Source organism: Amycolatopsis mongoliensis, from assembly GCF_030285665.1.
Lineage (GTDB): Bacteria > Actinomycetota > Actinomycetes > Mycobacteriales > Pseudonocardiaceae > Amycolatopsis > Amycolatopsis mongoliensis.
On record NZ_CP127295.1, the window covers coordinates 2,994,718 to 3,009,307 of the forward strand.

At 72.1% G+C, this 14,590-nt stretch carries 12 protein-coding genes and 2 pseudogenes; all 14 read left to right on the forward strand.

The genetic code is table 11. The features are described 5' to 3' along the window. The first annotated feature begins 10 nt into the window (after positions 1-10). The 14 genes and pseudogenes from dacB (at position 11) to folK (ending at position 14,554) form a co-directional block, all read left to right on the forward strand. Positions 11-2,359: a D-alanyl-D-alanine carboxypeptidase/D-alanyl-D-alanine endopeptidase gene (dacB, locus tag QRX60_RS14620; RefSeq protein WP_456298887.1), complete on the forward strand. Its 2,349-nt coding sequence runs from the start codon at positions 11-13 to the stop codon at positions 2,357-2,359. Positions 2,360-2,452: 93 nt separating this feature from the next. After that, on the forward strand, positions 2,453-3,463 hold the full coding sequence (locus QRX60_RS14625; RefSeq protein WP_286003598.1) for a zinc-dependent metalloprotease: 1,011 nt from the start codon (positions 2,453-2,455) through the stop codon (positions 3,461-3,463). Further along, complete coding sequence (tilS, locus tag QRX60_RS14630; protein WP_286001317.1) at positions 3,460-4,419, forward strand: tRNA lysidine(34) synthetase TilS; 960 nt, start codon at positions 3,460-3,462, stop codon at positions 4,417-4,419. Before QRX60_RS14625 ends, tilS begins: the two co-directional genes overlap by 4 nt. Before the next feature lie 3 nt (positions 4,420-4,422). Beyond that, entirely contained in the window at positions 4,423-4,974 is a 552-nt protein-coding gene (gene hpt, locus QRX60_RS14635; RefSeq protein WP_286001318.1) for a hypoxanthine phosphoribosyltransferase, read from the forward strand. A 144-nt stretch (positions 4,975-5,118) separates the two neighbouring features. Continuing rightward, positions 5,119-5,484 carry a hypothetical protein gene (locus QRX60_RS14640; RefSeq protein ID WP_155547787.1) on the forward strand — a complete coding sequence of 122 codons (366 nt, stop codon included), beginning with the start codon at positions 5,119-5,121 and terminating at the stop codon, positions 5,482-5,484. 22 nt (positions 5,485-5,506) lie between these two features. Further along, positions 5,507-6,898 carry a hypothetical protein gene (locus QRX60_RS14645; RefSeq protein ID WP_286001319.1) on the forward strand — a complete coding sequence of 464 codons (1,392 nt, stop codon included), beginning with the start codon at positions 5,507-5,509 and terminating at the stop codon, positions 6,896-6,898. Between the two features lie 58 nt (positions 6,899-6,956). Then, positions 6,957-7,742 carry an ESX secretion-associated protein EspG gene (locus QRX60_RS14650; RefSeq protein WP_286001320.1) on the forward strand — a complete coding sequence of 262 codons (786 nt, stop codon included), beginning with the start codon at positions 6,957-6,959 and terminating at the stop codon, positions 7,740-7,742. A 145-nt stretch (positions 7,743-7,887) separates the two neighbouring features. Next, on the forward strand, positions 7,888-8,703 hold the full coding sequence (locus QRX60_RS14655) for an ESX secretion-associated protein EspG (RefSeq protein WP_286001321.1): 816 nt from the start codon (positions 7,888-7,890) through the stop codon (positions 8,701-8,703). A 202-nt stretch (positions 8,704-8,905) separates the two neighbouring features. Next, on the forward strand, positions 8,906-11,317 hold the full coding sequence (gene ftsH / locus QRX60_RS14660) for an ATP-dependent zinc metalloprotease FtsH (RefSeq protein WP_286001322.1): 2,412 nt from the start codon (positions 8,906-8,908) through the stop codon (positions 11,315-11,317). Beyond that, positions 11,286-11,558, forward strand: a pseudogene (locus tag QRX60_RS14665) (GTP cyclohydrolase I); the annotation flags it as partial. The gene ftsH and the pseudogene QRX60_RS14665, both read left to right, overlap by 32 nt. A gap of 969 nt (positions 11,559-12,527) precedes the next feature. After that, positions 12,528-12,872 (forward strand): annotated as a pseudogene (gene folE, locus QRX60_RS14670) (GTP cyclohydrolase I); the annotation flags it as partial. A gap of 35 nt (positions 12,873-12,907) precedes the next feature. Further along, positions 12,908-13,714, forward strand: a complete 807-nt coding sequence (folP, locus tag QRX60_RS14675) for a dihydropteroate synthase (protein ID WP_286003599.1) — start codon at positions 12,908-12,910, stop codon at positions 13,712-13,714. Further along, the gene (gene folB, locus QRX60_RS14680) at positions 13,707-14,066 is read left to right on the forward strand and encodes a dihydroneopterin aldolase (RefSeq protein WP_286001323.1); all 360 of its coding nucleotides are present in this window, start codon (positions 13,707-13,709) and stop codon (positions 14,064-14,066) included. Before folP ends, folB begins: the two co-directional genes overlap by 8 nt. After that, positions 14,063-14,554 carry a 2-amino-4-hydroxy-6-hydroxymethyldihydropteridine diphosphokinase gene (folK, locus tag QRX60_RS14685; protein ID WP_286001324.1) on the forward strand — a complete coding sequence of 164 codons (492 nt, stop codon included), beginning with the start codon at positions 14,063-14,065 and terminating at the stop codon, positions 14,552-14,554. Before folB ends, folK begins: the two co-directional genes overlap by 4 nt. Positions 14,555-14,590 lie beyond the last annotated feature (36 nt).

A 14,590-nucleotide genomic window follows, 5' to 3' on the forward strand; every position in this document is an offset into this window, starting at 1 on the left:
GGAGTGGTGGGTGCCGCAAAACGACCAGCCGATGTGGCCTTCGTCGGACGAAGACCGCTCGTCGTCCGGCGCGCGGGAGACCACACCCATGTCGCTGCCCGACTCGCCGGCGGCCCCTCCGGAGGGGGCCGGCGTGCCCAAGGTCACAGGCAGTGAGGCGCCGAAGGGATCCTGGTTCGCGCCGAACGTCGAGCCCGAGCCGATCCCGGGCCTGAACGTGCCCGCCGAGGAGCCGCCGCCCCCGCCGCCCACCCCGGCCAAGCAGGACCTGGCCGACCGGCTGGGCTCACGCGAGCCGAAGCCGAAGCCGGCCGAGCCCGGGCCCCAGCCCGCCGAGGCCCCGGCCGCGGAGTCCACCCAGTACATCGAGGTGAAGCGGAAGCTCGAGACGCCGGCCGCGGAGAGCACTCAGTACATCGAGGCGAAGCCGCCCGAAGAGAAGCCCGCCGAGCCGAAGCCCGACGCCCAGAGCACGCAGCAGATGGCGCCGCAGCCCTCGAAGACGCCGTGGGTGCCGGTCGAGCGCAACGTCTGGCCCGGCGAGCAGCCGGATCGCCCCGCCGAGCCCCAGCCCGACAAGCCCGAAGCGCAGCCGTGGCGGGAAGAGTTGCAGCAGTGGCGCGAGGAACAGCAGCGCCGCGAGGAGCAGCTGAAGCGTTCGGAGTCCCAGCAGCACCAGCGCGCCGACGCGCCCTGGGCGCAGCGCCTCGACGTGCCGGACGACCGCCGGCCCGCGCTGCCGCCGGAGCCGCCGCGCGGGGTCGTCCCGCCGGCGTCCGCCGGGTCGCTGGCCCGGCCGATGCGGATCGAGCCGGACGGGCAGCGCTTCGACGCCGAGGCGACCGTCGGGATCGAGCGGCCCACCCAGTTCCCCGGGGCGTTCCAGCAGCAGCCGCAGCCGCGCACCGAGCCGCCCGCGGAGCCGCCGCGCCCGGCCGAGCCCGCCGCCGCCGAGGAGCCGCCGAAGAAGCGGCGCAAGGGCAAGATCATCGCGCTCGTCGTGGTCGTCCTGCTGGTGCTGGCCGGCGGCGGGGTCGCCGCCGCGATGCCGAAGGTGTCGAACCGCCTCGGCCTGCCGTGGGCGCCGAACGCGCCGAAGGGCGACAGCCCGGATCCGGCCGCGGCCACGCGCCAGCTGGCGGGGCCGGACACGTCCGGGAAGGCGCCGACCGCGAACGGCGTCAAGGCGGCGCTGGCCGCCGCGGCCGGGAACAGCGCGCTCGGCCAGCTCACCGGCAGCGTCGTCGACCCGGTGAGCGGCACCGCGCTCTGGGACCACAGCGCGGCGTCGGCGGTCACCCCCGCGTCGACGACGAAGGTGCTGACCACCGCGGCCGCGCTGCTCGCGCTGGACCCGAACACGCGCCTGTCCACGAAGATCGTCCAGGGCGCCGACCCGGGCACGGTGATCCTGGTCGGCGGCGGCGACGTCACCCTCACCGCGCTGCCGCTGGGCACCGAGTCGCCGCTGTACCCGGGTGCCGCGCACGTCGACGACCTCGTCGCGCAGGTGAAGAAGGCCAACCCGAACGTGAAGAAGGTGCAGGTCGACCTGAGCCTCTTCAAGGGCGCGACGACCGCGCCGGGCTGGGCCGCGGGCGACGCGCCGTCGACGTTCGCCACGCAGATCGGGTCGGTGATGGCCGACGCCGGGCGCCAGGACCCGAAGAACAACAACTCGATGCGCGTGCCCAACGCGGGCAGTGTGCTGGCGTCGACGATCGCGTCGAAGCTCAGCGCCTCGCCCGGTGGCCAGGCGGCCGCGCCGAAGGACGCGAAGGTTCTCGCCGAGGTCAAGTCGGCGCCGCTGACCGAGCTGGTCTCCGACACGATGGAGCTGTCCGACGACGTCCTCGCCGAGGCCCTCGCCCGGCAGGTGGCGCTGGCCACCGGCCAGGAGGCGACCTTCGCGGGCGGCGCCGCGGCGACCATCAAGGTGCTCAAGGACCACGGCTTCGACACCACCGGCGTCAAGCTGTCCGACGGCAGCGGCATCTCGACGGAGAACAAGATCCCGGCAAAGCTGCTGACCCAGCTCATGGCGGCCGCGGCGGCCCCGGACGGCAAGAACCCGAACACCGCCAAGCTGCGCGCCATGCTGGCCGGGCTCCCGGTGGCCGGCGGTTCCGGCACCCTCGCCGACAAGCGGTTCGAAACGCCCGCGTCGCAGGCCGGCCGGGGCTGGGTGCGGGCGAAGACGGGCACGCTCACCGGCGTCAACACGCTCGCCGGCCTGGTCCTCGACCAGGACGGCCGGGTGCTGGTGTTCGCGTTCATGTCCAACGGCTCCGACCAGCAGCCGGGCCGCGACGCCATCGACGCACTGGCCACGAGCCTCCGCAAGTGCGGGTGCGCGTAGCCGGGGACACCGAACCGTACGAAGATCGTGGCCGGAAACCCGTCCGGGGCAGGTAGCGTCGGAAGGGTGAGTCAGGAAACCGAGACCCGGTCCATGGTCGACTGGGCGCTCGCCGCGCAGACCGGCGCGCTGCTCGTGCGCGGCGGTCCGCAGGTTCCGCGCGTCGAGGCCGAGGCGGCCGTCACCGATCTGCGCGAGCTGACCGTCGAGGCCGAAGGGCACGTCCGGCAGCTGACGAACCTGGGCGCCGACCTGCCGCTGCTGCCCGGCGAGGTCGTCGACCGTCCCGGCTGGGTGCGTTCGGCCGCGGCCGGGCTCGACGCGCTGACCGGGCGCGCGCTGCCGCAGCAGGGCGGTCCGTTCGGGCCGATCCTGGCCGGTGGCGCCGGCGTGCAGACCGGGCTGGTGCTGGCCTTCCTGGCCAGCCGCGTGCTCGGCCAGTACGACCCCTTCGGCGGCCCCGACAAGGCCGGTCAGCTGCTGCTGGTCGCGCCGAACGTCGTCGCCGCCGAGCGCGCGATGGACGTCCCGGGCCACGACTTCCGGCTCTGGGTCTGCCTGCACGAGTGCACCCACCGGCTTCAGTTCACCGCGGTCACCTGGCTGCGCGACTACTTCGCCGACGAGGTCGAGCGGCTGGTCGCCGGGCTCGCGGGCGGCGGCACCGACAGCCTGGCCGACCTGGTCGGCCGGCTGCCCGAGGCGATCAAGCAGGGGCCGAAGCTCAACCTCGCGGAGCTGCTCCAGTCGCCGAAGGAGCGCGCGGTCTTCGACCGGCTGCTGGCGCTCTCGACGCTCCTGGAAGGCCACGCCGACTTCGTGATGGACGCCGTCGGCCCGCAGGTCGTCCCCAGTGTCGACACGATCCGCGCGCGGTTCACCGCCCGGCGCAAGGGCGGCGGCGTCTTCGACCGGCTGCTGCGCGCGCTGCTCGGCGTCGACGCGAAGATCCGTCAGTACGAAGAAGGCGCGAAGTTCACGAAGCACGTCGTGGACGCCGTCGGCATGGCGGGGTTCAACGCCGTCTGGCGGTCGCCGAACACCCTGCCCTCGCGCGCCGAGATCGCCGACCCGGCCGCGTGGGTCCGGCGCCTGCACGGATGACCGGGACGGCGGTCGCGGCCGTCCGCCGGGCCGTCCGCGGGTTCCTGGACAGCGTCGAGGTGCCGCCCGAACTCTGCGTCGCGGTCTCCGGCGGCGCCGACTCCCTCGCGCTGTGCGAGGCCACGGCGTACGTCGGGCACCACCGCGGCCACCGCGTCCGCGCGCTGGTCGTCGACCACGGCCTGCAGGAGGGCTCGGCGAAGATCGCGGGGGACGCGGCCGCCGCCGCGAAGTCGCTTGGCGCCGACGAAGCCGAGGTGCGCCGCGTCGACGTCACCGGCCCTGGCGGCCCGGAAGCCGCCGCGCGCAAGGCCCGCTACCGCGCGCTGGCCGGCCACGACCTCGTCCTGCTCGGCCACACCCTCGACGACCAGGCCGAAACGGTCCTGCTCGGGCTCGGCCGCGGCTCCGGCCCGCGCAGCCTCGCCGGGATGCGGCCGCACGACCCGCCGTGGGGCCGTCCGCTGCTCGCCGTCCCGCGGGCCACCACGCGCGCCGCCTGCGCCGAGCTCGGCGTCGAGCCCTGGGACGACCCGCACAACGCCGAGCCGCGCTTCACCCGGGTCCGGTTGCGCACCGAAGTCCTGCCGTTGCTGGAAGACGTCCTCAACGGCGGAGTCTCCGGCGCACTCGCCCGCACAGCCTCGCAGCTGCGTGAGGACAGCGAGGCGTTGGACACAATGGCGGACATGATCTTCACCCGCGCGGGCGGCTCCGAAGGGCTGGACGCAGGCGTCCTCGCGGCCGAGCCCGCGGCGATCCGACGGCGGGTTATCCGCAGGTGGTTGCTGCAATCGGGTGTGCGCGAGCTCACCGACGCGCACCTGCGGGCGGTCGACGACCTCGTCGCCCGGTGGCGTGGTCAGGGCGGTGTCTGGTTGCCGGGCAACTTGGAGGCACGGCGGGCGCATGGCAGGCTCTGCGTCATCTCCCAACCCACCACCCGAGGGGAATGACCCGTGTACGAGGGCGAAATCGCCTCCGTGCTCGTCACCGAGCAGCAGATCCAGGACAAGATCACGGAGCTGTCGGCGCAGATCGCCGCCGACTATCCGGCCAACGGGCAGGGTGAACTCCTGCTGGTGGGTGTCCTGAAGGGCGCGGTCATGTTCATGACCGACTTCGCCCGCGCGCTGCCGCTGCCGACGCAGCTGGAATTCATGGCCGTCTCCTCCTACGGCTCGTCGACGTCGTCGTCCGGCGTCGTGCGCATCCTCAAGGACCTCGACCGCGACATCGCGGGCCGCGACGTGCTGATCGTCGAGGACATCGTCGACTCCGGCCTGACGCTCTCGTGGCTGCTGAAGAACCTCGCCAGCCGCAACCCCGCGTCGCTCGAGGTCGTGTCGCTGCTCCGCAAGCCGGAGGCGGTCAAGGTGGACGTCCCGGTGAAGTACATCGGCTTCGACATCCCCAACGAGTTCGTCGTGGGCTACGGCCTGGACTACGCCGAGCGGTACCGGGACCTGCCCTACATCGGGACGCTGGACCCGAAGGTCTACACGGCGTAGTTCACCGACCGTTCACCGCAACTACCGGATCTGCGGAACCCCGGCTTCGCGGATTGCGTCATAGGCTCTGATCACGTGCGTTAACCTATGCGAAGACCATTCGTGCCCGCGGTGACCGGGTCGGGGGAACGGGAGAGAGCTCAGATGGGGAACAGCAGCGCTGCCGACGCGAACGCCTTCAAGGCCGCGGCCGCGGCGGGTCAGGTCGGAATCGACCCCGACGCCGCGCAGACCGTGCTGAACAAGATCCGCACCGGCAAGGACGCGGTCGAGGCCCTGCTCAGCGGAGCGGGCACGCTCGCGCAGCCGCCGAAGCTCGGGGACAACCCGGTCGGCAACGCGATGGCCGCCAAGTTCGTCCAGCGCGCCGACGGCGGGAACGACTCCTACGCCTCCGCGCTGCAGAACCTGCTCGACCAGTACACCGCCGCCGAGGAGGGCATCGTCACGGCGATGTCCCGGTACCACGAGATCGACCAGGCCGCGGCCGACCCGTTCCGCAACGCCTGAGCCCAGAGGGGGACTCGAAATCATGGCTCCGAACCACAGCGACCAGCCGTCGGCCACCGACCCGGGCTCGCTGGTCCCGCTCGGCGACAACTCGGCGTCGCAGAACATCGTCGACAACGCGCGCGGCAGTGCCGGCGGCTTCGACATGGGCAGCGACCGCGCGATCGCCAACCCGCCGAACTGGAACGCGCAGGCCAGCCAGCAGCTGTACGAGGGCGCGGTCAACAACAACGAGCCCGGCACGGCCGAGGCGACCGGGCACGCCTGGGCGCACCACGGCACCGAGCTGAAGGCGGCCTCCGACCACCTGTACAACGCGATCTCCGAGCTGGGCAACGCGTGGGTCGGCCGGGGTGCCGCGGGCGCGCAGGGCGCGCTGGTGGCCATCGCCAACTCGGGCTCGCAGGCCTCCGAGGCCGCGCACACGATGTCCGACCGGCTCGCCCGGCAGGCCGCCGCGGCCGCCGAGGTCAAGAAGATGCCGGCCCCCAAGGACTACGACCCCAAGCAGGCGATGGCGGCCGCGCTGGCCGGCGGCCCGGCGGCGCTGATCGCCGACCAGAAGGCCCAGGCGGACGCGGCCAACGACGTCAAGGCGCAGCAGGTCGCGTTCTTCAACGCCTACACGAAGTCGATGAGCGAGGTCGACAGCTCGACCCCGAGCTTCGGCCCGGAGTCGCTCGGCATGAAGCCGACGGGCTCGCACAACTCCGTGTCGTTCACCGCGATCAACACCGTCGGCAGCGCGGGCCCGGTCCAGGGCCTGTCCGGTGCGGGCGGCGCGGTGTTCGCCTCCGGCGCCTCGGGCTTCGGCGGCCACGGCGGCGCGTTCGACGCGCAGCACGCGGCGGTCGGCCCGAACGGCGGCCACGGTGCCGGCGTCGGCGGCTACGGCCAGGACGCGGCGACGCTCGGCAGCGACGGTGCCGGCGGCTCCGTCACGGGCGCGGGTGCGGGCTCCGGCGCGGGCCACGTCTCTTCGGGCGCCGGGCAGCCGGGTGGCAGCAACCCGCTGAGCAAGATCGGCATGGGCCTCGGCCTCGGCGGTGCCGCCGGTGGCCTCGGTGCGCTGGCTTCCCGCGCGCTGGGCAAGGGCAACCGGTCCGGCGCGAAGGCCGAGAACGAGACGACGCTGGCCTCGGCCGAGGGCCAGGGGCAGAGCGCCGCGTCGGCCCAGGCGCCGCAGCAGGGCCTCGTCTCGTCGGCGGGCACCATCGGCGGGCAGACTCCGCCGCCGATGAACCCGGGTGGCATGGGCGGCATGGCCCCGCACGGCGCCCAGCAGGAGCAGGACGAGGAGCACACGCACGCGTCCTTCCTCATCGAGGCGGACCCGGACGAGGCCTTCGGCGCGAACCAGGCGACCCCGCCGCCGGTCATCGGCGCGTGGTCCGAGGACGACGAAGACCGCTGATCCTTTCGGCCGGGCACGCCGACGGCGTGCCCGGCCGGTTTCTCCTGGGGGTGGCTCGATGCCGAACGCTGAGCTGCTCACCCCGGTCGAGGTGGACTTCCTGTGGGAATCCGCCGGACTGGGCGAGCTGCCGTACCCACTGCGCATCCGCTCGCACGGCGAGACCGTGGACGAGCGGTCGCTGCTGCGCCGGCGCACGCTGGAAGGGCTGGCCGCGCGCGGGCTGGCCGACGGCCGCGGCCGGCCGGAACCGCACGTCGAGGACTACTTCGGCGTGCTGGCGCAGTCCGAGCTGAGCCTGGACGCGATCCAGCTGATCGCCCCGGACGCCGAACCGCTGCTGGCGGTCGCCGGCGTGCTGGGCGGGCAGGGGCTGCTGGCGGTGCAGGACACGCGTGGCCTGCACCTGCAGCCGTGCCCGGTGGACGGGCTGGCGAGCGCGATCGTCTCGCTGCTCCCCGGCGCCCCGCGAGGCTCGGAGAAGTCGATCACCGTCCCGCTGGAGCAGCTGGTCGGCGCCCACGGCGTCGACTTCATGTCGCGCCGCGGCAACGGCGACGAGCGCGCGTCGGCCGACGAGGACCGCAAGGCGCTGGCGAAGCTGCACGCCCAGCCGCGGCTGCGCGGGGGCCAGATCGCGGCGAACGCGCGTTCGCGCATGGGCAGCCGCACGCGGACGCCGGTGCTGAGCTGGTTCGACACGGAGACGGGCCGCTACTTCACCCAGGCGACCCGTGGCCACGACGGCCGCGACTGGATCACGATCGCCCCGGCCGACGCGGCGACGCTGCGCCACCGGCTCGGCGAGATGCTCGCGGGAGCGGCGACGACCAGCACGGTCTGACGCCGTCGCTCCCGCCTACCGCGGCGCGCGGTGTCCGCGCTCTCTGCCAAGATCGGGCTCCGGCTTCTCCGAGCGTGCTCGGCCGATGGTCACTTTTTGTCGGTGGTGCGGGCTACGCTGAGCAAGAGTCCGATCCGGGAGAGTAGTGATGCAAGAGTTCTTCTCGCCGCTGGCGTTCGACTTCCTCTGGGAGTCGGCGCAGGTCGGGGAGCTGCCGTACCCGCTGCTGGTCCGGTCGCACGGCGCGACCGAAGACGAGCGCGTCTCGCTGCGCCACCGCGTCGACGCCGAGCTGAAGGCTCGCGGCATCCGCGAACCGCGCGGCAGGCTCGCGCCGCCGATCGAGGACGCGCTGCACCTGCTGGCCTTCGCCCCGCTGACCATCGACGCCCTGCACATCCCGCAGTTCGAGGCGCCCACCGTCGGCGTCCTCGCGGCGGCCGACGACACCAAGGGTGTCCTCGCGGTCCAGGACGCCGACGGCATCTGGCTGCGGGACGTCCCGCCGGACGGCCTGGTCTCCGCCGTCGTCGGGGTGCTCCCGGCCGGGCCGCGCGGGAGCGAGGCGTCGGTCACACTTCCGCTGGACGACGCGCTGCGGACCGCCCCGATCCGGGTGCCCGTGTCCCTGCCGTCGAACCCGGGCGAAGAGCGCGGGAAGGCGCGCCGGACGCCGCTGAGCGAGCGCGTCACGGCCGATCCGCGGGAGGCGTACGGCCGCATCTCCGGGCAACCGCGGCAGCGGGGCGGTCAGCTGGCAGCGAACAGCCGGTCGCAGGTCGGGGCCAAGCAACGGTCCCGGGTGCTGGCCTGGTTCGACACCGCGACCGGGCGCTACCTCAGCCTCTCCCGCGCAGGTACGGACGGTCGTGAGTGGGTCACGGTCGCCCCGGCCGATCCGGCGACGCTGCGGACCCGGCTGGGCGAGATGGTGAGCAGTGTGTCCGACGGCACGCGCTAGCGTGACCGGCGCGGACGCCGAGCGGGAACCCGGGCGCGGTATCGCCCGTTGACCTGCGAGAGGCTCACAGGGGATGAACGCGGCAGCGGACGGTACCCTGATGGGACGGGTGTCCAGGCACCACGGGTTGTCAAGATCGTGATGGCGGGTATCACAGGAGCCGCCCAACCAGGGAGGGTCGAGGCCACCAGGGCCGAGTCGTATGAACCGGAAGAGCGTGCTCAGGAACCCACTGCTGTGGATCGTCGCGGGGTTGCTGGCGTTGTTCGCGTACAACACGATCTTCGACAGTGATCGTGGGTACACCCAGGCACCCATCTCGGTGGCGAACTCCCAGATCTCGTCGAACAACGTCAAGGAAGCCAGCCTCGAGGACAAGGAACAGCAGCTCAAACTGCTGCTGGCCAAGCCCATCGACGTCGACGGCCAGCAGGTCACCCAGATCATTTCGCAGTATCCGGCGGATGCCACCCGCCCGATCTACGACTCGCTGACGCAGGCGAAGGCCGGCGGCCAGCCGATCAAGTTCACCACCAAGGTGACCCAGCAGGGCGTGCTGACGCAGATCCTCATCTTCGCCATCCCGCTCGCCCTCGTGCTGGGCCTGCTGATGTGGATGATGAACAACGCGCAGGGCGGCGGCAACCGCGTCCTCAACTTCGGCAAGTCCAAGGCCAAGCAGCTGAACAAGGACATGCCCAAGACGACCTTCGGGGACGTCGCGGGTGCCGACGAGGCCGTCGAAGAGCTGTACGAGATCAAGGACTTCCTGCAGAACCCGGCGCGCTACCAGGCGCTCGGCGCGAAGATCCCGAAGGGCGTGCTGCTCTACGGGCCGCCCGGTACCGGCAAGACGCTGCTCGCGCGAGCCGTCGCCGGCGAGGCGGGCGTGCCGTTCTACACGATCTCCGGTTCGGACTTCGTCGAGATGTTCGTCGGTGTCGGTGCCTCGCGAGTGCGTGATCTGTTCGAGCAGGCCAAGCAGAACGCGCCCTGCATCATCTTCGTCGACGAGATCGACGCGGTCGGCCGCCAGCGCGGCGCCGGCCTCGGCGGCGGGCACGACGAGCGCGAGCAGACGCTGAACCAGCTGCTCGTCGAGATGGACGGCTTCGACGCCCGCGGCGGCATCATCCTGATCGCGGCCACCAACCGGCCCGACATCCTCGACCCGGCGCTGCTGCGCCCCGGCCGGTTCGACCGGCAGATCCCGGTGTCCGCGCCCGACCTGCGCGGCCGCAAGGCGATCCTCGAGGTGCACGCCAAGGGCAAGCCGATCGCCCAGGGCACCGACCTGACCAGCCTGGCCAAGCGGACCGTCGGCATGTCCGGCGCCGACCTGGCGAACGTGCTGAACGAGGCCGCGCTGCTCACCGCCCGCAAGAACGGGCACGTGATCGGTGACGTCGAGCTGGAGGAGTCCGTCGACCGCGTCGTCGGCGGCCCCGCCCGCAAGAGCCGGATCATCTCCGAAAAGGAGAAGAAGATCACGGCCTACCACGAGGGCGGGCACGCGCTCGCCGCGTGGGCGATGCCGGACATCGAACCGGTCTACAAGCTGACGATCCTGCCGCGCGGCCGCACGGGCGGGCACGCGCTGCTCGTCCCGGAGGACGACAAGGACCTGATGACCCGCTCCGAGATGATCGGGCGGCTGGTCTTCGCGATGGGTGGCCGCACGGCGGAGGAGCTCGTCTTCCACGAGCCCACCACCGGCGCGTCCTCGGACATCGAGCAGGCGACGAAGATCGCCCGCGCGATGGTCACCGAGTACGGCATGAGCGCCCGGCTCGGCGCGGTCAAGTACGGCCAGGAGCAGGGCGACCCGTTCCTCGGCCGGTCGGCCGGCCGCCAGGCGGACTACTCGCTCGAGGTGGCGCACGAGATCGACGAGGAGGTGCGCAAGCTCATCGAGACGGCGCACACCGAGGCGTGGCACGTGCTCAACACCTACCGCGACGTGCTCGACGAGCTGGTCATCGAGCTCCTGGAGAAGGAGACGCTGACCCGCAAGGACCTGGAACGGATCTTCGCGACGGTCGAGAAGCGCCCGCACATCACCGTGTTCAACGAGTTCGGTGAGCGGACGCCGTCGGACAAGCCGCCGATCAAGACCCCGGGCGAGCTGGCGATGGAGCGCGGCGAGCCGTGGCCGCCGCCGGAGAAGGAGAAGCCGGTCCTGAAGCCGGAGCCGACCCCGGTCGGCACCGCCCAGGGCGCGGGCGAGCTGCCCGGCGGCCCGCCGTACCCGGCGCCGGCCGACCCCAACGCCAACCCGTACGCCCCGCCGCAGCCGGGCGCCTACCCGAACGGCGGCCGTCCCTACGGCGGCCCGAACGGTGGTCCCAACGGCACGGCGCACTGGCCGCAGAACCACGGCGGCCAGCAGGCCGGCGGCTACCCGGGTGGCCCGGTGGGCCAGAGCGGCCCCCCGAACTACGGTGCTCCTCCGGGCTGGACGCCCGCGACCTCGCCGGGCGGTCAGCCGGGCCAGTCGTGGCGGCCCGGTGGTGAAGAACGCCCTCGTGAGCACGGCTGGTTCGCCGACCAAGCCGGCAACCAGCAGAGCGAGGGGGAGCGTCGTGACGTGGACGGACCAGAGAAGTCCCAGTGATGCCGACCGCCCGGTCTTCGACCAGGACCGGGCGGAGAAGGCGATCCGCGAGCTCCTCCTGGCGTGCGGCGAAGACCCGGAGCGGGACGGTCTGAAGGAGACACCCGCCCGGGTGGCCCGGGCGTACCACGAGATGTTCGCCGGGCTGTACACCGAGCCGGACTCGGTGCTGGACCGCACTTTCGACGAGTCCCACGAAGAACTGGTGCTGGTCACGGACATCCCGATGTTCAGCCAGTGCGTGCCGAGCAAGCAGACGGTGAACGCCGTGGGCGGCCGCAAGCAGGCCGCCGACGTGCAGGTGGGCGACAAGCTGTGGACGCTCGTCGGTGGCAACGTCGAGGAGACCGAGGTCACCGAGATCAGCTCGCACCAAACGCGTGAGCTGGTCGAGGTGAAGACCTCGGTGGGCAAGTTCCAGGTCACCCCGGACCATCCTCTGGCGACTCCCGAAGGCTGGAAGGAAGCCAAGGACGTCGAGGGCACCTTCATCGAGTGGACGCACGCCAAGAAGCTCTGCCGCAACCGGTGGCGGCCGACCCTCGGGTACGACTTCGGCTACGTGGTCGGAACCGTCTGTGCCGATGGCACGGTCGCCGACCGGTATGTGTCCCTCGTGGTCAACGACCGGGACTACGCGAAGAAGTTCGCCGAGTCGCTGTACCGTGCGTTCGGCATCGACGCGAAGGTTGAGCCGACCTCCCGGCCGTCGGGCTATCTGGGGCACCTGCCCGGCTTCCGGGTCCGGGTGGTGTCGTCCTTCCTCGCCGACCTGATGCGGCAGTACGTCGGCGGCGACGCGCACCACATGCGTCAGCGGTTCCCGATGGTGGTCCTCAACGACTTGTCGACGTTCAACGGCTTCCTCGACGGATACGTCGACGGCGACGGGCACCGCAGCAAGTTTTCGGCGGGACGCATCATCGCGAGTGCCAACACGCCGTTCCTCGAGGACTTGGCGACGGTCATCGGCGCCCGGTTCACGGCCAACACCGGTGACGCTGCGTCCCGCCTGTACGTGGCGGACAGCTGGTTCCGCAAGCACGGCTTCCCCCAAGACGACTATGCGACCGACCTCATCGAGTCCGAGTACGTGCAGGTCGAGTCGGTGACGCCCGTGACGGCATCGGGAACAAAGCCTTATACGGTTTACAGTTTCAAATGCGAACCGCATCCGACGTTTTTGATCGCGGGACATTTGACTCATAACTGTGAGCACCACCTGGTGCCCTTCCACGGCGTCGCGCACGTCGGGTACATCCCGAACGCCGCCGGGAAGGTCACCGGGCTCTCGAAGCTCGCCCGGCTCGTCGACCTCTACGCCAAGCGACCCCAGGTCCAGGAGCGCCTGACCTCCCAGGTCGCCGACGCCATCGTGCGGAAGCTCGAGCCGCGCGGCGTCATCGTCGTGATCGAGGCCGAGCACCTGTGCATGGCCATGCGCGGCATCCGGAAGCCCGGCGCTCGCACGACCACCTCGGCGGTCCGCGGGCAGCTGAAGAACTCCGCGTCGTCCCGGGCGGAGGCGCTCGACCTGATCAGGGCGCGCCGGTGAGCGTGGGGCTTCCCGCTCCCGGCCGGTGCGTCGTGATGGGCGTGCTGAACGTGACGCCCGATTCCTTTTCGGACGGTGGCCGGTACCTCGGGCTCGACCAGGCGCTGGAACACGCCCGCGAGATGTGGACGCGCGGGGCCGACCTGATCGACGTCGGCGGCGAGTCGACCCGGCCGGGCGCGGCCCGGGTGGACGCCGACACCGAACTGCAGCGCATCATCCCGGTGATCCGCACCCTCGCCGGCGAAGGCATCCAGCTGTCGGTCGACACGACACGGGCCTCCGTCGCCGCCGCGGCGCTCGAAGCCGGGGCGAAGGTGATCAACGACGTCTCGGGCGGGCTGGCCGACCCGGGCATGGCGCGCGTCGCGGCCGACTCCGGGGCGCCGTGGGTGCTGATGCACTGGCGCGGGCACAGCAAGGACATGCAGGCCCTCGCGAAGTACGAAGACGTGGTCGCCGACGTCCGCGCCGAGCTGCTGTCCAGAGTGGACGAAGCGCTCGCGGCGGGTGTCGCCGAGAGCGCGATCGTGCTGGACCCCGGGCTGGGCTTCGCGAAGAACGCCGAGCACGACTGGGCGTTGCTGCGCGGGCTGGATTCGTTGCTCTCCCTGGGTTTCCCGGTACTCGTCGGCGCTTCGCGAAAACGGTTTCTCGGCCGCCTGCTGTCCGGCAAGGACGGCACGCCGCGTCCGCCGGACGGCCGTGAGGACGCCACCGCCGCGATCTCCGCGCTCGCCGCGGCCGCGGGCGCGTGGGGCGTGCGGGTGCACGAGGTCGGGGCGTCGCTGGACGCGGTCGCCGTGGCCGCCGCTTGGTGGAAGGGTTCGCCGGATGTCTGACCGGATCACGCTGACCGGCCTGCGCGTGTTCGGCCGCCACGGCGTGTTCGAGCACGAGAAGCGGGACGGGCAGGAGTTCGTCGTCGACATCACGGTGTGGCTGGACCTCGGGCCGGCCGCCGCGTCGGACGACCTGACCAAGACCCTGCACTACGGCGAGCTAGCCGAGCTGGCGGCGGGAATCGTCGCGGGCGAGCCGTACGACCTCATCGAGAGCGTCGCGGGCAAGATCGCCGACGAGGTGCTGCGCGACGAGCGGCTGGACGCGGTCGAGGTGACGGTGCACAAGCCGTCCGCGCCGATCCCGCTGACCTTCGACGACGTCGCGGTGACGGTGCGGCGGGACCGGTGAGCCGCGCGGTGCTTTCGCTGGGCTCGAACCTCGGCGACCGGCTCGGCTTCCTGGAGCTGGCACTGGACGCCGTGCGGCCCGCGCTGGTCGCGGTGTCGAGCGTGTACGAAACCAAGGCGTGGGGCGTCGAGGACCAGCCGGACTTCCTGAACGCGGTGTGCGTGGTCGACGACCCGGAGCGCGACCACTGGGCGTGGCTGCGCACGGGCCAGGCGGCCGAGCGGGCGGCGGGCCGGGTGCGCGAGCTGCGCTGGGGCCCGCGGACGCTGGACGTCGACGTGGTCACGGTGGACGGCGTCACGTCCGACGACCCGGAGCTGCTGCTGCCGCACCCGGGAACGCCGGACCGCGCGAGCGTGCTGGTGCCGTGGGCGGAGATCGAGCCGGCCGCGGTGCTGCCGGGGCACGGCCCGATCGCCGGGCTGCTCGCCGCGCGCCCGGCGGACGAGATCGCTACGGTCCGTCGTACCGACCTCGCCCTGCGCTGAGCAAGTCAAGACCCCGGCGCCCGGTGATCGCCGAGT